Annotated in this window: 18 protein-coding genes; 15 read left to right on the forward strand and 3 right to left on the reverse strand. The window is 49.6% G+C overall.

What is annotated here, in order from left to right; all coding sequences use genetic code 11:
• Positions 1–156: 156 nt before the first annotated feature.
• Positions 157–1554: a signal recognition particle protein gene (gene ffh / locus PY990_RS13620; RefSeq protein WP_275272065.1), complete on the reverse strand. Its 1398-nt coding sequence runs from the start codon at positions 1552–1554 to the stop codon at positions 157–159.
• Between the two features lie 47 nt (positions 1555–1601).
• Here ffh and PY990_RS13625 point away from each other — a divergent pair, with 47 nt between their 5' ends.
• The 8 genes from PY990_RS13625 to PY990_RS13655 all read left to right on the forward strand — a co-directional run bounded on the left by PY990_RS13625 (position 1602) and on the right by PY990_RS13655 (position 9996).
• The gene (locus PY990_RS13625; RefSeq protein WP_275272066.1) at positions 1602–2441 is read left to right on the forward strand and encodes a cytochrome C assembly family protein; all 840 of its coding nucleotides are present in this window, start codon (positions 1602–1604) and stop codon (positions 2439–2441) included.
• Positions 2441–2698, forward strand: a complete 258-nt coding sequence (locus PY990_RS13630; protein WP_275272067.1) for a PP0621 family protein — start codon at positions 2441–2443, stop codon at positions 2696–2698. Before PY990_RS13625 ends, PY990_RS13630 begins: the two co-directional genes overlap by 1 nt.
• Before the next feature lie 29 nt (positions 2699–2727).
• On the forward strand, positions 2728–3291 hold the full coding sequence (gene ampD / locus PY990_RS13635) for a 1,6-anhydro-N-acetylmuramyl-L-alanine amidase AmpD (protein WP_275272068.1): 564 nt from the start codon (positions 2728–2730) through the stop codon (positions 3289–3291).
• Between the two features lie 227 nt (positions 3292–3518).
• Positions 3519–6455: a ribonucleoside-diphosphate reductase subunit alpha gene (locus tag PY990_RS13640; protein ID WP_275272069.1), complete on the forward strand. Its 2937-nt coding sequence runs from the start codon at positions 3519–3521 to the stop codon at positions 6453–6455.
• A gap of 119 nt (positions 6456–6574) precedes the next feature.
• Positions 6575–7780: a ribonucleotide-diphosphate reductase subunit beta gene (locus PY990_RS13645; protein ID WP_275272070.1), complete on the forward strand. Its 1206-nt coding sequence runs from the start codon at positions 6575–6577 to the stop codon at positions 7778–7780.
• Between the two features lie 195 nt (positions 7781–7975).
• Complete coding sequence (locus tag PY990_RS16370) at positions 7976–8473, forward strand: TIR domain-containing protein (RefSeq protein WP_413789540.1); 498 nt, start codon at positions 7976–7978, stop codon at positions 8471–8473.
• 9 nt (positions 8474–8482) lie between these two features.
• Positions 8483–9013, forward strand: coding sequence for a hypothetical protein (locus PY990_RS13650; protein ID WP_275272071.1), 531 nt, complete (start codon positions 8483–8485; stop codon positions 9011–9013).
• 32 nt (positions 9014–9045) lie between these two features.
• Positions 9046–9996 (forward strand): toll/interleukin-1 receptor domain-containing protein, encoded by a 951-nt coding sequence (locus PY990_RS13655; protein WP_275272072.1) that lies wholly within the window; start codon positions 9046–9048, stop codon positions 9994–9996.
• Between the two features lie 157 nt (positions 9997–10153).
• Here the strand turns inward: PY990_RS13655 and PY990_RS13660 are convergent, their stop codons facing one another.
• Together PY990_RS13660 and PY990_RS13665 are read right to left on the reverse strand one after the other, a co-directional pair.
• Positions 10154–10894 (reverse strand): RES family NAD+ phosphorylase, encoded by a 741-nt coding sequence (locus tag PY990_RS13660; protein WP_275272073.1) that lies wholly within the window; start codon positions 10892–10894, stop codon positions 10154–10156.
• A complete protein-coding gene (locus tag PY990_RS13665; protein ID WP_275272074.1) occupies positions 10894–11283 on the reverse strand; it encodes an MbcA/ParS/Xre antitoxin family protein in 390 nt (129 codons plus the stop codon). The genes PY990_RS13660 and PY990_RS13665 overlap by 1 nt, the downstream gene beginning before the upstream one ends.
• Before the next feature lie 145 nt (positions 11284–11428).
• On the opposite strand from PY990_RS13665, the gene PY990_RS13670 reads away from it, so the two are divergent.
• The 7 genes from PY990_RS13670 (at position 11429) to PY990_RS13700 (ending at position 22854) form a co-directional block, all read left to right on the forward strand.
• On the forward strand, positions 11429–12013 hold the full coding sequence (locus PY990_RS13670) for a DUF1819 family protein (protein WP_275272075.1): 585 nt from the start codon (positions 11429–11431) through the stop codon (positions 12011–12013).
• 15 nt (positions 12014–12028) lie between these two features.
• Positions 12029–12601 carry a DUF1788 domain-containing protein gene (locus PY990_RS13675; RefSeq protein WP_275272076.1) on the forward strand — a complete coding sequence of 191 codons (573 nt, stop codon included), beginning with the start codon at positions 12029–12031 and terminating at the stop codon, positions 12599–12601.
• A gap of 31 nt (positions 12602–12632) precedes the next feature.
• Positions 12633–16214: a BREX system P-loop protein BrxC gene (gene brxC, locus PY990_RS13680; RefSeq protein WP_275272077.1), complete on the forward strand. Its 3582-nt coding sequence runs from the start codon at positions 12633–12635 to the stop codon at positions 16212–16214.
• Positions 16215–16225: 11 nt separating this feature from the next.
• The gene (locus tag PY990_RS13685) at positions 16226–17971 is read left to right on the forward strand and encodes a DUF262 domain-containing protein (RefSeq protein ID WP_275272078.1); all 1746 of its coding nucleotides are present in this window, start codon (positions 16226–16228) and stop codon (positions 17969–17971) included.
• Positions 17964–21503, forward strand: coding sequence for a BREX-1 system adenine-specific DNA-methyltransferase PglX (gene pglX / locus PY990_RS13690; RefSeq protein ID WP_275272079.1), 3540 nt, complete (start codon positions 17964–17966; stop codon positions 21501–21503). Before PY990_RS13685 ends, pglX begins: the two co-directional genes overlap by 8 nt.
• A 3-nt stretch (positions 21504–21506) precedes the next feature.
• A complete protein-coding gene (locus PY990_RS13695) occupies positions 21507–22283 on the forward strand; it encodes an RES family NAD+ phosphorylase (protein WP_275272080.1) in 777 nt (258 codons plus the stop codon).
• Between the two features lie 91 nt (positions 22284–22374).
• On the forward strand, positions 22375–22854 hold the full coding sequence (locus PY990_RS13700; RefSeq protein ID WP_343075082.1) for a hypothetical protein: 480 nt from the start codon (positions 22375–22377) through the stop codon (positions 22852–22854).
• Positions 22855–22869 lie beyond the last annotated feature (15 nt).

The following is a 22869-nucleotide window of genomic DNA, read 5'->3' on the forward strand; positions in this document are numbered from 1 at the left end:
CTTTCGCGCTGGGGCGCGATCGTTTGCCTCGGCGCGCCAAACCGGCAAGTTTTCTGATTGGTCATCGTGCGACCCATTACAAGTTCAGCTCCCAATCGGCGGCGGTGTTTCGATCGGGCAGTTAACCGGCAGGCGAGACATTGCAACCCAAGCCGATTACATGCCTGGAAACCCACCACCCGGCGGCATGCCGCCACCCGGAAAGCCACCTTTTCCGCCGCCACCCATTTTTTTCATCAACTTGGCCAGCCCGCCTTTCTGCATGCTTTTCATCATGTCGCGCATTTGCTCAAACTGTTTGAGCAAGCGGTTCACTTCTTGAACCTGTACGCCAGCACCTGCTGCAATGCGGCGCTTGCGAGAGGCCTTTAAAATGTCGGGCTTGGTGCGTTCGGCAATGGTCATTGAAAAAATAATGGCCTCGGTGCGCTTCATCTGCTTTTCAGCTGCAGCCGCATCTACGTCGCCTGCGCCTTTCATTAGCTGGCTGGGCAGCTTGTCCATCAAGCCCTGCAAGCCACCCATGTTGCGCATTTGGCTGATTTGCGCCAAAAAGTCGTTCAGGTCGAAAGCCTTGCCGCTTTTCAGTTTTTTCGCCAGTTTTTCGGCTTCTTGCTGGTCAATGCCTTTTTTGGCTTCTTCCACCAAGGAAACAATGTCGCCCATGCCCAGAATTCGGCCTGCCACGCGGTCTGGGTGAAACTTCTCGAAGCCAGTCAGCTTTTCGCCCACGCCCATGAATTTAATGGGCTTGCCGGTAATTTGGCGCACGGAAAGGGCGGCACCACCACGCGCATCACCGTCCATCTTGGTCAGTACCACGCCGGTCAGGGGCAGGGCCTCGTTAAAAGCCTTGGCCGTGTTGGCCGCATCTTGGCCCAACATGGCGTCAATCACAAACAGGGTTTCAGTCGGGTTCACCGCAGCATGCAAAGCCTTGATTTCATTCATCATGGCTTCGTCAATGCCCAAGCGGCCCGCCGTGTCCAGAATAAGCACATCAAAAAACTGGCGTTTGGCGTGGTTCAGGGCGGCCAGGGCAATGTCAACCGGCTTTTGCGTGATGTCGGAAGGAAAAAACTCGGCGCCAGCTTGCCCGCTGACTGTTTTCAGCTGCTCGATCGCCGCAGGGCGGTACACGTCGGCCGACACGGTCAGCACTTTCTTTTTCAAGTTGTCTTTTAAATACTTGGCCAGCTTACCTGTGGTGGTTGTTTTGCCGGCACCTTGCAAACCCGCCATCAAAATCACCACCGGGGGCTGGGCCGCCAGGTTGATTTCTTCTGTTTTCTCGCCAATCAGCTTGATCAACTGTTTGTGAACAATGCCCACCAGGGCCTGGCCGGGGGTGAGGCTGTTCAGTACTTCCTCGCCCAGCGCCTGTTCTTTCACCTGGTTGATGAACTCTTTCACCACCGGCAGGGCCACGTCGGCCTCCAGAAGCGCCAAGCGAACTTCCCGCAACATTTCCTGCGTGTTGGCCTCGGTAATGCGGGCTTCGCCTTTGATATTTTTGACAACGCGCGTTAGGCGATCGGAGAGGTTTTCAAACATCGTGTGGTGCCCCTGACTCGTGCTATGAATCGAGTAAACTGATTGGTATGAACAACACAATATTGTACGCGCTCGCAGTGCCCCTGCTGTCCGCCTCGGGTGGATTGGCGGCGCTGAACGTTTTCGGCAAGTGGTCTGCACCAGCCGCGTTAAACCGCGCGCTGGTTGCTTTGGCCTTGATGGTCTCGGGCTATTTATTGGGCACCTTGTTGTTTCAAACCGATGGCATGCACTTCGGCTTCGTTCTAGGCCTAATGTGCGTGGCTTGGTTGGCCTCACTGGTGGCCTTTGCCGAAAGTTTTTTCAACCGTGTGCCGCTGCTTGAATTAATTGTGTTTCCACTGTGCGCATTTGTATTTTTGCTGCCCTTGTGGATGGGGGAGGATTCCGCCATTCGAATGGCTGGCGATCATTTGTTTCAATTGCATTTGTTGATCGCGCTGGCAGCCTACAGTTTGTTGGGTATTGCTGCCGCCCACGGCATCGTGATGGCGTTTCAGGAAAAAGCCCTGCACCAGCCTGTGGCCACCACCCAGGAAAACCGCATGGTGCGGGAGCGGTTGCTGGATCAATTGCCCTCTTTGCTTACCATGGAATCGATTCTGTTCCGGCAGCTTTGGGCGGGCTTTGTGTTGTTGTCGCTTACCCTGATCACCGGTTTTCTGTTTTCCGAAGAATGGAGCGGTAGCAGCTGGCGCTTTGATCACAAAACCCTGTTTGCCATCATTTCATGGTGTTCATTTGCAGTGCTTCTGGGCGGGCGTGTGGTATTTGGCTGGCGCGGAAAAGTAGCCCTGCGTTGGTGTTTGGGCAGCTATGCAGTATTGGTGTTGGCTTATTTTGGTACCCAGTTTGTGCTGGAGTTTATTTTGAAAAGGGCAGTTTGATGGGTCGTATTCTGTTTTTCCTGGGCCTGGCGTTGGTGGCCTGGATTCTTTTCAAAAGCTGGCAGCGCAAACAGTTGGGTGAAAAGCCCGGTGTAGACGTTAAACAAAAAGGCAATCTAGGCCGTAAAACCCAGGAAGAAATCATGCCTTGCCAACACTGCGGTGCCTACAGCCCCATGTCTGAAGGCGTGATGATGCAGGGTCGCTTTTATTGCGGCATGGAGCATGCCAAAGCGGCGGGCGAGAAGGTGCATTAATAAGTGCATTCGCACTTGAAGGGGTTGCCATGTGGTTGGACGAAGGCTGGATTGAAGAAGACTGGGTTCACCGCCTGCAAAGCCCCAATCAGGATGCCCGCCCCATGGGCACTGTGGTGGATACCCTGGTTGTTCACTGCATCAGCCTGCCCGAGCGGGGGCGAGACCCTGCATTAATCACTGACCTGTTTTTAAATCGACTCGATTGTCATGCGCATGCTTCATTTGGCGAGTTGATCGGCCTGCATGTTTCTTCACATTTTCTGATTGACCGGAACGGCGCAGTGACTCAGTTTGTATCGTGTGAAAAACGGGCCTGGCATGCCGGAATTTCAGCCGCGATGGACCGCAGTAATTTCAATCATTTTTCAATCGGTATTGAATTGCTGGGCGATATTTACACCCCATTCGAGCAGGCTCAATATGCCAGCCTTAAGCGTCTTGCTTTGGAGTTACAAGCACGTTATCCACTGAGATATGCCATGGCGCACAGCGAGATAGCACCCACCCGGAAAACCGACCCGGGACCCTTCTTCGACTGGAAAGGTCTACGCAAATCAAACACCTACGAACTTCAGATTGACGGCCTTTGAAAGGCCGTTTTTTTGTTGCACTGCAGTTATCCCAAGCTTGTCCACAACTTGTTCACAGGGGATAACTGTGTGCACAAGTTGGGGATAAGAAAGTGTTTGCCAAATTGTGTTTCGACCACTACAATTAGTTCCAAGCCACATACAAAACACAAGATATAGTGGTTGCCAGTTTTGCCCCACTACAAAAACAAACCCTCAAGAACACGTATATTCCAGGAGAAAGATGCATGCTAACTAGCCATGGACCCTCAGATTTGGCGAGCAATTTGGCAACTGATGCGCCCTTGTCCACCTCTAAGCCTGCAGGTGCAGCGCCCGTGGTTGACAGCGCGTACTCAAACTACAAAATTATTCGCCGAAATGGTGCCGTGGTTGGTTTTGAGCCCAGCAAAATTGCCGTGGCCATGACCAAAGCATTTTTGGCAGTGAACGGCGGTCAGGGTGCAGCCTCCGCGCGCATTCGCGAATTGGTTGAGCAAATGACCGGCAGCGTGGTGAACGCCTTGGTGCGTCGCCAGCCTTCTGGTGGTATTTTCCACATCGAAGACATTCAAGACCAGGTTGAACTGGCCTTGATGCGTTCAGGCGAAGCGGAAGTAGCGCGTGCCTACGTGTTGTACCGCGAGCGCCGCGCGCAGGAACGCGCCGCCAAGCAGGTTGCGCAGGCTGAGCAGCATGCATTGAACGTGATGGACGGCGACATCAAGCGTCCCCTGGATGTAGAAGCACTGAAAGCGCTGATTGAAAGCGCTGCTGTTGGCCTGAATGAAATTGACGTTGCACACCTTCAGAAAGAAACCCTGAAGAACCTGTACGACGGTGTAAAAATCGACGAGGTATTCAAGTCTGCAATTCTGGCCTCACGCGCCATGATCGAGAACGAGCCCAGCTACACACTGGTTACTTCGCGCTTGTTGTTGCATACCATTCGCCGTGAAATTATCGGCCGCGAAATTGCGCAAGATGAAATGGCGCAGGTGTATCCCGAGTACTTTCCCCAGTTCATCAAGAAAGGCATTGCCGCTGGCCTGCTCGATAATCGCCTGGCCCAGTTCGACATGAAGAAGTTGGGCGCAGCCCTGAAGTACGAGCGCGATTTGCAGTTCGATTACCTCGGCTTGCAAACTCTGTATGACCGTTATTTCCTGCACGTGGAAGGCACCCGCATTGAAATGCCACAGGCGTTTTACATGCGCGTTGCCATGGGCCTGGCCCTGAACGAAGTGGACCGCGAAGCACGCGCCATTGAATTCTATGAAGTGTTGTCGACATTCGACTTCATGAGCTCTACGCCCACATTGTTTAATAGCGGCACCATTCGTTCGCAGTTGTCTTCCTGCTACCTCACCACCATTGGTGACGACTTGGACGACATCTACGAAGGCATCAAAGAAAACGCACTGTTGAGCAAGTTCGCTGGCGGCTTGGGCAACGACTGGACCCCCGTGCGTGCATTGGGCAGCCACATCAAGGGCACCAACGGCAAGTCACAAGGTGTGGTGCCATTCCTGAAAGTGGTGAACGACACAGCTGTTGCCGTGAACCAAGGCGGCAAGCGCAAAGGCGCGGTGTGTGCCTACCTGGAAACCTGGCACCTGGACATTGAAGAATTCCTGGAACTGCGCAAGAACACTGGCGACGACCGCCGCCGCACCCACGACATGAACACCGCGAACTGGATTCCCGACCTGTTCATGAAGCGTGTAATGGAAGGCGGTAACTGGACCCTGTTCAGCCCGTCCGATTGCCCAGATTTGCACGACCTGTACGGCAAAGCCTTCGAGAAAGCCTATGTGGGCTATGAAGAAAAAGCCGCACGTGGCGATTTGAAATTGTTCAAAACCGTGGAAGCGGCCAAGCTGTGGAGAAAAATTCTCTCCATGCTGTTCGAAACCGGCCACCCCTGGATTACGTTCAAAGACCCTTGCAACATTCGCAGCCCCCAGCAACACGTGGGTGTGGTGCACTCGTCCAACCTGTGTACAGAAATTACCCTGAACACCAACGAGAACGAAATTGCGGTGTGTAACTTGGGTTCTGTGAACCTGACACGCCACCTGAAGCCTGCCGACAACGGCGAGCTGGTGCTGGACCACGAGAAGCTGCAGAAAACTGTGGGCGTGGCCATGCGTATGCTGGACAACGTGATCGACATCAACTACTACGCCGTGGCCAAGGCGCGCAATTCAAACTTGCGTCATCGCCCGGTCGGCATGGGCATGATGGGTTTCCAGGACGCGTTGCACATGATGCGCAAGCCTTATGCGTCACGTGATGCAGTGGAATTTGCCGACGAAAGCATGGAAGCCATTTGCTACTACGCTTACGAAGCATCGACTGAGCTGGCCGCCGAGCGCGGTGCGTACAGCACCTTCAAGGGTTCGCTGTGGGACAAGGGCATCATGCCGCTGGATTCACTGAAGCTGCTGGAAGAAGAGCGCGGTGGTTATGTAGAGGTAGATACTTCCAGCCGCATGGACTGGGATGCATTGCGTGCGAAGATCAAGGCACACGGCATGCGCAACTCCAACTGCGTGGCCATTGCACCCACTGCAACCATTTCCAACATCATTGGTGTGGCTGCATCGATCGAGCCGACATTCCAGAACCTGTATGTGAAGTCGAATCTTTCAGGTGAATTCACCATCGTGAATGAACACCTGGTGCGCGACTTGAAGCGCCTGGGTATTTGGGACGAAGTGATGATTTCCGACCTGAAGTACTTCGATGGTTCGGTGATGAAGATTGACCGCATTCCGGAAGACCTGAAGCGCCTGTACGCCACTGCGTTTGAAATGGACCCACGCTGGCTGGTTGAAGCTGCAGCCCGTCGCCAGAAATGGATTGACCAAGGCCAAAGCTTGAACATTTACATGGCTGGCGTAAGCGGCAAGCGTTTGGACGACACATACAAACTGGCCTGGATTCGCGGTTTGAAAACCACCTACTACCTGCGCACCATTGGTGCCACACACGCCGAGAAATCAACTTTGGCCGGTGGTGAGTTGAATTCCGTGAATGCAGAAGGCGGTGCCTCGGCAGCGTTTACTTCGGCCCCAGCCTCTGGCTTGGTACCGAATCTGCCCGAGCCAGAAATTGAAGGCAAGGTTTGCACCATGCGCCCTGGCGATGCAGGCTTCGATGAATGCGAAGCATGTCAGTAATATTGATTGAGTGAAAGACCAGCGATTTGGGCAAGTGACCAAGACTTGCCCAAGTGAATAAAAATGAACATAATGACACTGTGACTTTATACAGTGTATTAGTTAAGGAGTTAGAAAATATGCTGTCTTGGGACGATGAATTTGATGCAGCCATGGGCAAAACAGCAGCGGCCAAGCCCCCTGTGCAAATGCCGCCCGCCATGGGGTCTGTGGCCTCTGGTTTTGCTGCGCCTGCAGCCAGCCAAGGTTTGTATCAGCAAGCTGCGCGCCCTGTGGTGCAGCAGCCTGCCGCTGAAGGTGCAAAAGCTGGCCGTGTAAACGCAGCCGATAAGCGCGTGATCAACGGCACCACCGACGTGAACCAGCTTGTGCCTTTCAAGTACAAGTGGGCCTGGGAAAAGTACCTGAGCCAGTGCGCCAACCACTGGATGCCGCAAGAAATCAACATGGATCGCGACATTGCGCTTTGGAAAGACCCCAACGGTTTGACTGAAGACGAGCGCTTGATCGTGAAGCGTAACCTGGGCTTTTTTGTCACAGCCGATTCACTGGCTGCCAACAACATTGTGCTGGGTACCTACCGCCACATTACAGCGCCCGAGTGCCGCCAGTTTTTGCTGCGCCAGGCGTTTGATGAAGCCATTCACACCCACGCTTACCAGTACATCGTAGAAAGCCTGGGTATTCCTGAGGCGGAAACTTTCAACGCATACAACGAAATTTCCTGCATCAAGGCCAAAGACGATTTCTTGTTGCCGTTCATTGACGTGTTGACTGACCCCTCATTCAAAACTGGCACGCTTGAGGCGGACCAAACACTGCTGAAAAGCCTGATCGCTTTTGCTTGCATTATGGAGGGCATGTTCTTCTACGTGGGCTTTGTGCAAATTCTGGCGCTGGGCCGCCAGAACAAAATGATTGGTGCTGCCGAGCAGTTCCAGTACATTTTGCGTGACGAGTCTGCACACTGCACATTCGGTATCGACCTGATCAACACTGTGAAACTGGAAAACCCACACCTGTGGACCCCGGAATTCAAGGAAGAGATCAAGGCCATGTTCCGCAAGGCTGTTGAACTTGAACACGCGTATGCCGTAGACACCATGCCACGTGGCGTACTGGGCTTGAACTCTGCCCAGTTTATGGAATACATGAAGTTTATTTGCAACCGCCGGTCCAACCAGATTGGTTTGGGCACCTTGTACGAAGGCGCGACCAACCCATTCCCATGGATGAGCGAAATGATGGACTTGAAGAAAGAAACCAACTTCTTTGAGCGCCGTGTGACTGAGTACCAAACTGGTGGTGCGTTGAGCTGGGATTAATCGTCAGTTTCACTTTGATTTGACACTGTGTAGTTCAATTTGACACTAGCTTCAGTTCAATTTGACACTCAATCTATTCTGAAGATGGACGATGTCGATGGGAAAGCCAGCGTCAAGCTGGCTTTTTAATTGGAAGAGGGGACTATGAACGGAACTTATGGGAACCAATTTCCAGGCGGGTTATTGTCCTCACCGATGACGCCGAGGCGACGGAAAGTATTTGTCAGCTATCACCATGGAGGTGATCAAGCTTACTACGATGAGTTTTCCCGGTTTTTCCATGTCGAGTATGAGGCGGTCCGAGATAACTCTCTCCAAAGAATTATTCAAAGCAACGACACTGAATATGTGATGAGGCAGATACGGGAGCAATACATTACTGGTACATCGTGCACTATTGTACTAATTGGAGAAAAAAGTCACGAAAGGAAGTATCTGGATTGGGAAATTAAGGCGACGTTGGACAAGTGTCACGGATTAGTTGGGGTTGTTTTACCCATTCACGCTAAGAATTCAGCAGGTGAGATTATCGTACCTGATCGTTTTTTGGACAATGTCAAGAGTGGATATGCAGTTTGGACGTACTGGCAGGGACTCACGATTAACGATTTAACACAGTTAATTGACACGGCAATACTAAGACCCAGTAGCCAAATCAACAACATACGTCCACTGCGTCAACGCAATGGCTAGGAAGTAATTATGGCTGTAATGACAAAGGGTAGCTTTTCTATAGACATAGGGTTTGTAAAACTCGGTGGGGATTTTACCGAAGATGACAGGCAGTGCGCCTGGGAGCTATACACTGAGCTAGCTACTCGCGTCGCCGTTACTGGAAAGCCCAAAGACCCTGACTGCACAGATTTCTCTGGCGAGGTTTTGGCGGAGAGCCTTGCATCGCTGCACACGTTTTTTGGGGAAGCCCGAAAGATAATGCGCCAGTTCCCCGTTGGATCAAAGAATGCAAGAGGAGTTGAAAATCACCTCGGCGCGATGGTTCACCGTTCGATGCGGGACGTTCTTCGACCTTTTCTAGAGAGATGGCAGGCTGATTATCGATTTTGGTGGGAAAACAGTAGTGATAAAGCGCTACCACCATTTGAAAGGCAGAACGCATATCCGATGCTCAAGGAGATGAAGTCTCAGTGGAGTGACGTTCGAGCGATTATGCGTGCGATTCAGGATGAGTTGGTTAAGATGTACAAGCTTATAGATGTAACCAAGCTCGTTTGAAAACCCAACCTTTACAATGAGGTAGAAAGAGCATGATTGCACCCAAAGTATTCCTGAGTCATGCCAGTGAAGATAAAGATCGCTTCGTACTGGATTTTGCGCTTAAGTTACGTGAAAACGGCGTGGATGTGTGGCTAGATCAATGGGAGATTAAACTAGGTGACAGTCTGGTAGAAAAGATATTTGAGGAGGGGTTAAAAGAGGCACTAGCCGTAATCATCGTATTGTCTAATGCCAGTGTTCAGAAGTCTTGGGTCTTGGAAGAACTGAATGTCTCAGTGGTCAACAAGATCAGTCGAGGCACTCGATTAATACCTGTAGTAATTGATGATTGTGAAGTACCCGAGAGCCTGAGATCGACCAGGTGGGTCAGGGTCAACGATCTAGATGACTACAACACGAGCTTACAGAGTATCCTGTCGGCGATCTTCGGTTTGGAAAATAAGCCCATGTTGGGGCAACCCCCAGCTAGATTTTCGGGGCCAGCACCATTGATTCTTGGCTTGACGCGAGTCGATGATTTAGTCTTTCGAACAATTGCTGGGATACAAATTGACGGAGACAGTGGTCTTGTAGAATGGGGACGTCTGTGTTCTGAAACAGCATTTGAAGATATACCGCAGCAGGAACTTCTTGATTCATTGGCTATTCTCGAACAGCGTTCGTATATTCGGATCGTAAGGGTTATTGGGGCACCGCTGTCGCATGTAGTCCTCACTGACTATGGCTTCAAGCATTTTGCAGAGGCATATGTAGAGGGCTATCAGGAATTGGTGGTTCGAATTGCTGCGTTGATCGTCAACGAAAACGTGTCTCTAAACGAAAACTTGGCCTCGCGTATCGATAAGACCCGCTCCTTCGTTGATTTCGTGCTGAACTTGTTGGAGAGCGATGGTCACATCAAGGTCTCTAAATACATGGGCGGTTTGTCTAACGTCTGGGAAGTTTCTGCGTCATTACGAAGAGAGCTACATAACGCCTAATCGAAATTCATCTTAATGTCTCAAGCGAGTTCAACTTGATTGAAAATAGGAAGTCGTTCGCAAAGAGCTAAGCTGGTACGCTTTAACGCGTTTCGATGCAAGATAAGACAGGGCGATCATTTTTTGGCGTTGAAAGCTTTAGTTGCTTTATCAATTGTTAGAACTTAAATGTTGTTCCCCTGAGTCGGTTCAATTGAATGGTGGTCGTCTGAGACCCGTCGGCTTTTGAAATTTCTATCCGATTATTTCTAATTGAATACCGCATCCAGCAATTTACCTTTGGGTCTGAAAGGACCTTGGGGTTGAAAACTGAGTACACATCGCCTTTACAGCTTGCGGAGTTGGTTATCAGCCCGGGGTGTCCTTGTTCGTGAATAGTTCGGCCAACCTGATGGGTGAGGGAATAGTCCGTTGGATGGATGAGCTTTTTGTACTTCTTACACAGCGGACGCAGGTCCAATACCAATGCGTCGAGTTGCACAGTGTAGATTTTGCGCTCGATGTAGCGTCCCTCTGGGATTTGACCTTCCTCAACCAATGTACGTTTAACCCAATGATATGCGGTCTCGTGAATAGTCGTCTCTAGGTCCGAAGCCCCGTACCAAACTCCAAACTTCCCATCGCTGAATCGAGTCTCTTGCCAATTCTCAAAAGGATATTGAACAGACTCGTTCCATTCAGCTTCTTCAAATGGCCGGTGCACGATCGGGTGCCTACTGCTGAAGTGCGGGGGTTTGGCGTGTTCCTCGATTGCCTGGGCCATGGCAATATCTGAAGGGTCTTCTACGATGTCATCGAAAAGATCTTCTGAGACGATCAGCGAGCATATATTCCGGTAGACCGACTCTTCAACGGCGAGATTCTTCGTCTGTCCCAGGATTTCGAGTACGTCAGACATTAGATCCCTCGAGCACGGTCCAGATAGGATCTGACCATGAGGAGTCCGCGGAATCCATACTTGTCAATGACTTCAACTGGCGTAAGTCCGTCAAAGGCACCATTGCGGCGTTTCATCCACGCATAACAAACTTCGCGTTGCGGATAGAGCAAGCGCAGATTCTTGTGAATTGCGAAGAGATGACTCAGGCGTTCAAGACTATCCCTGCTGTTGGATATTGGATCACCCTTACGATACTTCGATAGAGCCGTTCGGTTGTCCTTGGAAAGTCCTAGCAAGGCGGTAGCCTCTTCTGTATGAAGCTCCCAATTGTCAAAAAGCTTCATTACCATCTTCGCCGCTTTGGAGCGGTCGATTTCTAATTTGTCAGTGGTCTGTTCTGAAAGCATGGCATCCACCGGTTGTAAAAATAGTTGCAAATATTGTATCACTAGTTGCGTTGTGGGTGTAAAGCTTAGTATGCTCTAATTAAATCGTTTAACAATTCGCTATTTCTATCTGAGCTAGAAATGGCATTTCTCACAGGGATTGCTTTTGCTGGCTAACTTCACCAAGGGATCGCTTCTGATAGCTGAAACACAGGCAGTTGCTCGGCTGTTGCTCGAGCAGGCCGATTCGGGTAGGTGGAAACTTGCGATTGAAGTGGAAAACGTGCTTCAAGCAAAAACAATTAACACCGCCAAAAGCTACGCGAACATAGCGCGAATACGTTTGCAGACCATGGATGAGGGGGTATGGGAAATAGTCGCCTTTGGGGAAAGGGAGTCAGTCGTTCAGGCAATTCTGGCCTGTGCAGTTAAGTTTTCCCCCTTGTTTGCTGAGTTTATGCGAGGGCCACTGAAAGACGAATATCGTCGCCTTAGTGCCAGTTTGGAGGAAAGAGTTTGGCGAAGCTTTTATTCGGATATGGCTTTATTGCATCCTAATTTGGCGGAAGTGTCAGAAAACTCACAGGCTAAGCTTCGCCAGAACGCCTTCAGAATGCTCACGGAAGCCGGTTATCTCTCTAGAGACAAAAATCGGTCACTGCAATATGTGAGGATAATGTCGGATGTGAGAAATTACCTCAGGGCACGCAATCATCTTGATGTATTGGCCGCTCTGGAATGCGCAACATAGATGGGTTGGAAATAATTGGATACGTTGGATGAACGCCTAAATCGGATATTGCCTACCTTGACTTCGGAGAAGTTTCGAGAAAACCGAGGTTTGGGCAATGAGGTGCCGTTTTATGCCTTTGACTACCCTGCACAAGCAGAGCCAAGAGTTCGAGAGCATATTGATTTTCTTGTAGGTCATCTGAACAAAGTGTCCCCACCGATCCGAGTTGCCCGGGTTCATCTATTTGAAGTGTTGATGTCCATGCTCGACGAGCGGGACTTTTACTCCAAGGCCGTCAGTTTGCAAGAGTCCCGTGGTGGTGATGCTCTGCTAAAGCAATTGAAAGGTCCATTAAAGCCTGAAAAGGTTGCGGAGTTCATCACTAAAAAGTGGCCAGTGGAAGACCACGACGTCTACTTGATTGATGGGGTTGGTAGTGCATATCCAATTATCAGGACACACAGTTTATTAAACGTTTTACAGCCACACTTGGGGCTTACACCCTTGGTGATGTTTTTCCCCGGAGAGTATGACGGTCAGTCTTTGCGGCTTTTCGGGCTGCTAGGGGATACGCCGTACTACAGGGCTTTCAGATTAGTTGATTAATAAGAATTATTGAAAAATAAGGATGAGGGATATGTCGATTGGAGGCATGTTTGAGCGAAGCATCAAACGAAGCATAAACGGCGTCATCAAGGCTGATCAGAAAGACGATGCCAACGTGTGGCAAGAGTTGGATGAGTACATCATCACGCGCGAGCTTGACGGGCATCTACGTGGCTTTTTCGAGCGTTACTTGGCAGCCTTGGACAATCCCTCTGAAGCTGGTGGAAATGTCGGGGTATGGGTCTCCGGTTTCTTTGGTAGCGGTAAGTCTCACTTTCTTAAAATTCTGTCTTATCTGCTAGCCAACAAGCAAGTTACGCAAGATGACAAAACGCGCAGGGCTCAGGACTTCTTTGAAGAAAAGATTACCGATCCTATGCTGGCTGGCGATATTGCGCGAGCGATTACTGGCGATACGGATGTTCTGCTATTCAATATCGACAGCAAGGCCGATGCAGACAATACGCGTGATGCGATCTTGAAGGTTTTTCTCAAGGTCTTTAATGACATGAGGGGGTTTAGTCCAGATCACCCGCATGTCGCCAGATTGGAACAAGAACTCGATGATAAAGGCGTTCTAGCCGCATTCAAAGATGCTTTTGAACAAGAGACAGGCTCATCCTGGCTGGAAGAACGCGATGGATACACGTTCTACTCTGATGCGGTAGGGAAGGCCTATACGGTTGCAACCGGACGAGAGGTCGCAGATGCAGATGTATGGCTGGAGCGTCTTGAGAGAGACTTCGATAACTGGTTGTCTGTTGAAAACTTCTGCAAGTCCATCAAAGAGTATTTGGATGCAAAAAGTAAAAAGCATCGCATCGTCTTCTTGGTAGATGAAATCGGTCAGTTCATCGGTGGCAACACACAGCTTATGTTGAATTTGCAAACCATTACTGAGAACTTGGGTACGATCTGTGATGGCCGTGCCTGGGTGATCGTGACATCCCAAGAGGATATTGATGCGGTTGTAGGCCAGTTGAAAGCGAGTAAAGCCAATGACTTTTCCAAGATTCAAGGCCGCTTTAGAACGCGTTTGTCGCTGTCTTCAGCTAATGTAGATGAGGTAATCCAAAAGCGTCTTCTGAAGAAGCTGCCCGAGGCCGCAGATCTGCTGCGGGAGTTGTACCGCAAGCAAGCAGACATCCTGAAGAATCAGCTAAGTTTCACCAACACAGGTCGAACATTCAAAGCCTACTCGGATGATCAGGAATTCGCAGATGTGTATCCGTTTGCACCGTATCAGTTTTCCTTAGTTCAAAGTATCTTCGAGTCAATTCGTAAAGCCGGTGCGACCGGCTTACATCTGGCAAGAGGAGAGCGCTCTCTGCTAGACGCCTTCCAATCAGCCGCCAAAGCTGTAGCGGAGGAAGAGCCTGGCATATTGGTGCCGCTATATCGCTTCTACCCTTCGATCGAGAGTTTCTTGGAAGGGGTTGTGAAGTCGACCATAGAGAATGCAAGCAAGAACCCCTCGCTTAAGCCATTTGATGTCCTGGTATTGAAAACGCTGTTTCTTATCCGATACGTCGATGAAATCCCGGGCAACGTAGACAACCTAATTACCCTGTTCATCGATCAAATTGATGCTGACCGAAAGGGCTTGCGCACTCAGATCGAAGAGAGCCTACAGCGCTTGGAAGGCCAAACCCTTGTGAGTCGAAATGGAGACGTGTTCTTCTTTTTGACTAACGAGGAACGGGACGTGAGCCGCGAGATTAAGGCGGTTGATTTGTCTGCTGCGGAAGAGGCTAAAAAGCTGGGCGAGTTGATCTTTGAAGACCTGCTTGGAGGGATGCGAAAGTTCCGCTTCACCGATAATGGCAATGATTTCGGATTGAACCTTAGTTGCGATCAGCATCCCTATGGGAATCGTAATGAGGGTGCGCTTGGTCTTCAAGTGATTACCCCTCTAATTGATGATCGAGATGAATGGAGGGATGATAAGACACTACTGCGAAGCGGTGATTCAGATGGTCAGGTCATTTTGCGTTTGCCCGACGACCAACAATTGGCCAGTGAACTGCGGCAGTACATTCAAACTGACAAGTATGTGATGAAGCGAACCGATGGTAGCTTGGCTTCCACAGCGCGGCGAATTCTACAAGACCGCGCAGATGAAAACCGTCAACGTCGAGACCGCTTAAAAGTCACCTTAGACAAACTGCTACAGAACTCAGTAGCGTTTGTTGCCGGACATCAACCCGCGCTTAAAGCATCTACAGCGCAGGGTATCGTCAATGAAGCTTTGCATGACTTGGTGCGCAATAGTTTTGGCAAGCTGGCATACATTGAGCACTTGACGCCTGACCCACAGGCAGAAATTAGAGCCCTATTGGATGATCCTTCGACTCTAAGTTTGGACCTGGGTGACAGCGGAGTGATTAATCCCAAGGCTTTGAACGAAGTGAGACAATACGTCACACTTGCCAATGCAGCCAATCGCCAAGTGGTTCTGCATGATTTGGCAAACACACAGTTTGCTCGTAGACCCTATGGTTGGTCAGACTGGGAGACGGTACTACTCGTTGTGCGCCTTGTAAAAGCTGGTGAACTGAGCCTTAAAACCAACCAGACTTTATTGCCCATCGAGAAAGTGTACGAGCAACTGAATCCGCCTTCTAGGTGGCGCTCAGTCGAAGTGGAGCCGCGTAAAGCTATTAGCAGCTCAGACTTGCAAAAGGCCCGCAATTTGACACGTGATGTCTTCGGTAAGTTGCCGCCTGAAGATGAAGATCGAATCTATGCGGCTATCAAAGGCCACTTGCAAGCTTGGCAGCAAGACTTCAAGCAATGGGCTGCGCTAGGCAATACGGGGTATCCGGGTAAGGCGCTGGCAGACGAGGGGTTGGAGCTTTGCAAAATGTTGCTGGCTGCGCCTGACAGTTTTACTGCACTGGGTTTGTTCACGAATCACAAAAACGAATTGCTGGATGCCTCGGACAATTATCAGGAGCTAAGCCATTTCTTTGCCAACCAAAAGCCGGTATGGGACAGGTTGACCTCGGCACTTAGGCAGTTTGAGCCTAATCGTCCAGAGCTTGAGAAGGATGACGGAGCAAAGACCGCAATTAACCGATTGGAAGCTATTCGGGATGCCGTCTCTCCCTTTGGGTTGTTGCAAGAGGTCGAAGCGTTAGTTACCAAGATTGATCAGGTCAATACTTCTCGCGTGGCTGGTGCTCGCGAACATGTTCTGAGTTACATAGATAAGCAGATTGAGAGAGTTACTGCTGATTTGAATGTTGCCAACGCAGATGCAGATACGCGTAACAAGTGCTTAACCAAGCTTCAGTCTTTGCGGCAGAAGGCTGAACAGCAGACCAGCCTTGCCCACCTGTATCAGTTCTCGGAACAGTCAACCGATGCTGCTGATGAGGCGGTTGAGCTTCTAGCCAAACTGTCGGCTAAGGCCAATGAGGTTGCGGAGAAGAAAGGTGACTACCAAACAAAGCCAGCTCCTGTGGTGAAGCCGGTTGAGCGAGTGTATGCCGGCAAACTGATTTCGGGTGGGTACATCGAGGATGCTGAAACAGCCGAGAAGTACATCGAAGAGTTAAGGAAAACTATTCTCGATGCTTTGGCTCAAGGCCGGCGCGTAGATATTCGCTAGAGGGGGCGCCAATGTACAAGCCTGGTGGAACTATTTTTCAGCTTCTTAAGGGTGTTGAGGAACACCAGTATATTCTGCCCGCCATCCAGCGAGAGTTCGTTTGGGGGCCCGATCAAATCTGTCAATTGTTCGATAGCCTTTTACAAGGCTATCCCTTTGGTACGTTTCTCTTTTGGAAGATCGAGCCAGAGCAGCAGTCGCAATATCAGTTTTACGATTTTGTTCGGCACTTTCACCAAAGAGATCAATACCACTGCGAATTGATTGAAGAGCTACCAAACAAAGCGCTTACGGCGGTGCTTGATGGTCAGCAAAGAATGACTGCTTTGAATATTGGGCTGCGCGGCTCCTATGCTTGGAGAATCTCAGGCAAATGGTGGACCAATGATTCAGCTTTTCCTGTTCGGCATCTTTATTTAAACCTGCTCGGTACCCCTGATCCAGAAACCGGATCTCAGTATCAGTTTGAGTTTTTGACCGAAGATCAATTGGCCAAAAGCCCGAGTAATCAGTACTGGTTTAAGGTGCCGCGGGCTTTCGATGAGGACCGTGATGACCTAACCGATGAACTCGACGATATCGGGGATAAAGACCAAAGAGCCAGAGCGAGGGCAACACTACGCGAGCTTCTGAAGATTATTCACGACAAGGATGTAGTTAGTTACTACGAAGAGACCAATCAGGATCTCGAGCGGGTGCTCAACATCTTTATCCGAATGAACAGTGGTGGTACTGCGCTTTCGTATTCTGACCTATTGCTTTCTATCGCCGTTGCTCAATGGCACACCTTAGACGCCAGGCAGGAAATTCACTCCGTTGTCGATGAGATGAATGCGGAGGGTGACGGGTTTTCATTTAGCAAAGACCTAGTGCTCAAGGCGGGGTTGATGCTTTCCGACATTGGTAGTGTTGGTTTCAAAGTAGAGAACTTCAACAAAGCCAACATGGCTACTTTGGAAGCAAATTGGCATCGAATTAGGAATTCACTCATGCTCGCGGTTAGGCTTTTGGCGAGCTTCGGGTTTAACGGACAAAACCTACGTGCGGATAGCGCGATATTGCCGATTGCGTACTACCTCCATATTCGAACTTTGGATGAAAAGTACCTCTCGCGCTCGGAGCATGCAGCGGACAGGGAAAGGCTGCGTAGATGGTTCGTTCGCAGTCTTCTAAAGGCCTCTGGAATTTGGGGTAGCGGCTTAGATACTCTGTTAACTGAGCTGCGAGATGTCCTCAAGAACCATGGCGCAACTCGGTTTCCTGTAATTGAGATCGAAGCGGCAATGGCCAGAAAGGGTAAAAGCTTGGTATTCACTGAAGATGAGATAGAAGAGCTTTGCGAGTTGCCTTACGGAGGTAAAACCACGTTTGCTCTGCTATCTGTACTTTTCCCGGGCTTTGACTTTTCACAGCACTTTCATGTGGATCACATTTTCCCCAAGGGGCGATTTACCAGAGCCAGGCTATTGAAAGAAGGTTTCGCTGAGTCTGAACTGGAGTCGCTAATTGAGCAATCGAACTGCCTGCCAAACCTTCAGCTCTTGGTTGGAACGATTAATAACGAGAAGCGGCAAAAAATGCCCGCCGAATGGTACCGAGCACAGTGGCCTGATGACTTGTCAAGAAAGCAGTACCTAGAAAACCAAGCAATTCAAAATCTCCCCGAAGTTTTATCGGGCTTTCCTAGTTTTTATGAAAGCAGAAAAGCTACTTTAAAGGCTCGGATTAAGTCTGTTCTGGAACAAAACAATGAATAAAGCCGCTCTAAAGAAATATTCACCACAGGCAAGACTCGATTTTATCGCTGCGGTTACTCGACGCGCAGAACTGTTAGGCCTAAACCCGAAGAAGCCAGCGGAAGTTGATCGACAGGGTGATGCACTTTTGATCAACGGGATGCCCTTCCCTGCGCGATTTGCGCAGATGAGAAGTTCGCTAGAGAGCCGTATTCGAGAACAGGGTTTCTCGCAGGTCATGGAGTCCATGGCGTACACCTGGTTCAACAGATTTGTCGCAATTCGCTACATGGAACTGCATGACTATCTGGACCATGGCTACCGCGTGCTCAGCCACCCAGACAATCGTGAGTCTGGTCATACGCAACCCCAGATTCTGGAAAACATAGCTGAGCTAGATCTTCCTGGCTTCAATAAGGCTGATGCGTTAGAACTAAAGCTGGCCGGTAATAAAGACGAAGACCTATTTCGAGACGTGTTACTTGCACAGTGCCATGCCTTGCACACTGCTATGCCATTCCTATTTGAATCCCTAGATGATGCGACAGAGCTGCTGCTCCCCGATGGTCTGCTGAGAACAGACTCAATACTGGCTGCGCTAGTCACCAAAATTGATGAGACCGAGTGGCAGGAAGTTGAGATTATTGGTTGGCTCTATCAGTTCTACATCAGTGAGAAGAAAGACCAGGTTATTGGCAAGGTTGTTAAGAGCGAGGATATTCCTGCTGCAACACAGCTCTTCACCCCAAACTGGATCGTTAAATATTTGGTACAGAACAGCCTCGGCCGATTGTGGTTGATGGCGAACCCAAGCAGTACATTAGCAAGTAGGTGGGAGTATTACATCAAGCCTGCAGAGCAGTCTCCTGAAGTAAACGCTCAGTTGGATGCGCTGATTCAAGCAAGAGTTGCTGAGGACGGCTCAACACTAAGTCCAGAATCTTTGACGTTGCTCGACCCTGCTTGTGGGTCTGGGCATATTTTGGTCGAAGCTTACGATCTGCTGCGCGACATTTATCTCGAGCGGGGCTATCGTCGGCAAGATATTCCTCGGTTGATTCTGGAAAAGAACCTCTATGGCTTGGATATCGACGACCGTGCCGCTCAGCTTGCTGGTTTTGCTTTGTTGATGAAGGCACGAGCGGATGATCGGAGGCTGTTTAGTCAGGCAGTTAATTTGAATGTGCTGGCTTTGCAGGAGACTAAAGCATGCGATGCAGAGGACTTGCATAGTGCTTTGAATTCGTCACGGATCAGCTTCTCAATCGTGAGCCAACTCGTGCAAACTTTCGAACAAGCTAAAACACTTGGTTCGTTAATCCAGATTCCCCCTGAACTAACGAACGCTTTGCCTGAGTTGCAATTGGACTTAGAGGGCCTGCATGCTGGGGGGGACATGCTCGTGCGCGACACCGCTGAGCTCTTGTTACGGCTTATAGTTCAAGCTAAGTCGCTTGCCAAGCAGTTTGATGCGGTGGTAGCGAACCCGCCGTATATGGGTAACAAGTACCTGAATCCGCATTTGAAAACGCACCTTAAGGCCGAATACAAAGGCTATGAGAAGGATCTTTTCTCAGCCTTCATGATTCGCGATTTGGAACTTACCAAGCCAGCAGGACAGCTAGGGTTTATGTCGCCCTTCGTTTGGATGTTTATTTCTAGCTACGAAGAACTGAGGCGACATTTTATCGAGCGAAACACGCTGACCACTTTGGTGCAGTTGGAATACTCGGGTTTCTCGGAGGCGACGGTTCCCATTTGCACATTCACGATATCGAAGGCACATATCGAAAACTTTACAGGCTCATACATCCGCTTATCCGAATTCCGAGGATCGGAGAATCAGGGGCCAAAGACTCTTGAGGCCATTCGTAACCCTGAATGCGGATGGTTTTATATTGCCAAACCGGATAATTTTGGAAAGATTCCGGGCAGTCCGGTGGCTTATTGGGCAAAAAATCAAACTGTGGTTGCTTTTGAAAGTAGAAAACTTGCCGAAGTGGCCTCAACTAGGCTTGGAATGGCAACGGCTGATAACAACCTCTTCCTAAGGTTTTGGTATGAGGTTTCGATAGATAAAATCGAGTTCTTTGCCGAAGATCGGATCCAAGCGAGTACCTCTCGTGCGCGATGGTTTCCTTATCAAAAAGGGGGGGATTATCGAAAGTGGTATGGAAACTATGAATATGTAGTTGATTGGGAAAATGATGGGCAAAGAATACAGAACTTTATAGACCCCTTGTCTGGTCGAATTCGATCGCATAACTACAACCTTGATTTTATTTTCAAGCAGGGTATTACATGGAATGCACTTTCATCATCTAATACGTCAGCACGAATCTCTAAAAACTCTTTATTCGACAACGCAGGCTCCTCTCTTTTTTGCAAGTCTGAACAAGACGTTTGGTCTGTATTAGCGCTACTGAATAGCAGCGCACTGACCGAGGTAATCAAGTTCATTTCACCAACACTCAACTATCAGCCGGGTGATATAGGAAAGTTGCCATTTCCGTTTAACACAGATCAAAAGCGGCGGCTTTCAGCATTGGCTCAAGCTGCAATCGCCGTTGCAGAAGAGGATTGGGAGTCAATGGAAACTTCGAGAAAATTCGAACGCTTATCAATTCTGTCGAGCCCTCTGGAAAGCTTGGGGTTGGCGGGTGCCTATGCATCTGAAATGATGCGGCTCAGCTATCGTCGAGAAAAAATTGGGGAAATTGAAAGGGAGATTGACGCAATCGTTTCAAGGACGTTCGGCTTTGAGGAAGATGAAATCGCTCCGTTGCCTTTGACCATTAAGGAGTCGAGCCCAGAAAGGAGCGCGTGTGAAATAGTGTCGTTCTCATTGGGCTGTATGATGGGGCGCTACAGCCTTGATGCACCTGGCCTTATCTACGCGGGCGCTGGCAACGAAGGATTCGCCCCTCGCCATTATGAAGCCTTCCCTGCAGACGACGATGGTATTGTACCGACCACCGATGAAGCTTGGTTCGACGACGACGGTGCCAACCGCGTTCGCGAATTCATTCGTGTAGTTTGGGGTGAGGAGACTGAAGCCGAGAATATGGCCTGGCTCGCTGAGTCCTTGGGACAAAAAGTCAGCGAATCCGCCGACGAAACCATCCGCCGATACCTCAACCGCGACTTCTACAAGGACCACCTGCAAACCTACAAGAAGCGGCCCATTTATTGGCTGTTCAGCTCCGGCAAGCACAAAGCCTTTGAAGCACTGGTATATTTGCACCGCTATAATGCGGGAACTCTATCGCGCATGCGCATGGAGTATGTTGTCCCTCTTCAGTCGAGAATGCAGGCTCGTCTTGATAGTCTGCAAGCTGACATTGCTTCCTCTTCATCGAGCGCAGAGCAAAAGCGAATCCAAAAGCAAAAAGACAAACTTGCAAAACAGTTGGTTGAGTTGCGCGAATTTGATGAAAATCTTCGCCACTATGCAGACCAAAGAATTGAGCTGGATTTGGATGATGGAGTAAAGGCCAATTACGGGAAGTTTGGCAACCTACTGGCTGAAGTAAAAACAGTGACAGGGGGCTAGATTTTGGACTTCCCGACTAAGCCACATTTACCAGGAAATTTGACGGCGCTATTCGCTCAAATTAAACAGCATCTTCGCGAAGTGTCGAGGTTCAATTTGCCTGTTGAGCTTGATGAGAAGGTAAATCAAATTATCGATTACTACGAAGATATTGGGGGCTCTACCCTGACCACAGAGCAGACTCTTTATCGAGCTAGGTCCCACAATGTAGATCAAAGGCACCCACACCCCATTTCAGAAATGGGTGCTCCCCCACCTTTTGTTGCTAGGGCAGGAAGAGTCAATGTGACTGGAATGCCATTTTTGTACTTAGCAGACGACATTGAAACTTGTATAGCAGAGATCCGACCTTGGACCGGTGCATTGGTCAGTGTGGGTAAATTTCAGGCTTCTGAGCCACTGAGTGTTTTAGACTTTACTAAAAAACGCGGGCTCGAGGATGCAGAAAACCCAGCCTCCGCACTTCATTCTCTACTCTCTGAATCAGACTTTGTGCATAAACATTTTGGCGCGCCCGTTCACATAGACGACCCTTACTCCTACTTACCCATGCAATATCTGGTTGACAAGGTGAAAGCCCGAAAATTTGATGGCATTCGCTTTAAAAGCATGCAGAAAGACAAAGGTATAAATACGGTTGTCTTTAATCCCGCAAATCTTGCTTGTGTTGATGTTCAGGTATTCGGAGTGAAGCTCGTCAAATACGAAGCAGTTGCTTTGGTGCGCAAGCCCAACTCATTGAACGTTGGCGGTTATGAGATTGAAGCAAAAGACTGGTGACTAGGAGCAAGACATGAACGAAATAATCTGCCCCCACTGCAACAAAGCCTTCAAAATCGACGAGGCTGGTTACGCTGACATTTTGAGGCAGGTGCGTGATCATGCTTTTGAAGAACAACTGCAGGAAAGATTGAGGCTTGCCGAAGCAGACAAGGCCAACGCTCTTGCTTTGGCACAAGAGCGGGCCGCTGGAGAAATTCAGAAAACCGTTGCCGCCAAAGAAGCTGAAATTCAGCAGTTAAAGGCAAAGCTGGAATTTGGTGCAGTTGATCAGAAACTCGCTGTTGCTGAGGCTGTTGGCGCCTTGGAAAAGGAGCGGGATACTCTGCTGAACTCTCTTGCGCAGGCGAAGCGAGAGGCTGAAGCATCCGCACAAATTTTGGAGGCACGTTTAAAGACTGAAATTCAAGAATTGCAGTCCAAACTCAGTGCCAGTGATGTCAGTCGACAACTCGCGATTAGCCAGGCTGTGACTGTGATCGAGAAAGAGCGGGATCAGCTTCAGAATAAGTTGAGTCAAGCAGAACTCGAAAAGCAGCTTTCTGAGAAGTCCCTGAAGGATAAATGTTGATTTGCACCCAAATTT

The sequence above is a fragment of the Limnobacter olei genome, from assembly GCF_029087225.1.
Taxonomy (GTDB): Bacteria; Pseudomonadota; Gammaproteobacteria; order Burkholderiales; family Burkholderiaceae_B; genus Limnobacter; species Limnobacter olei.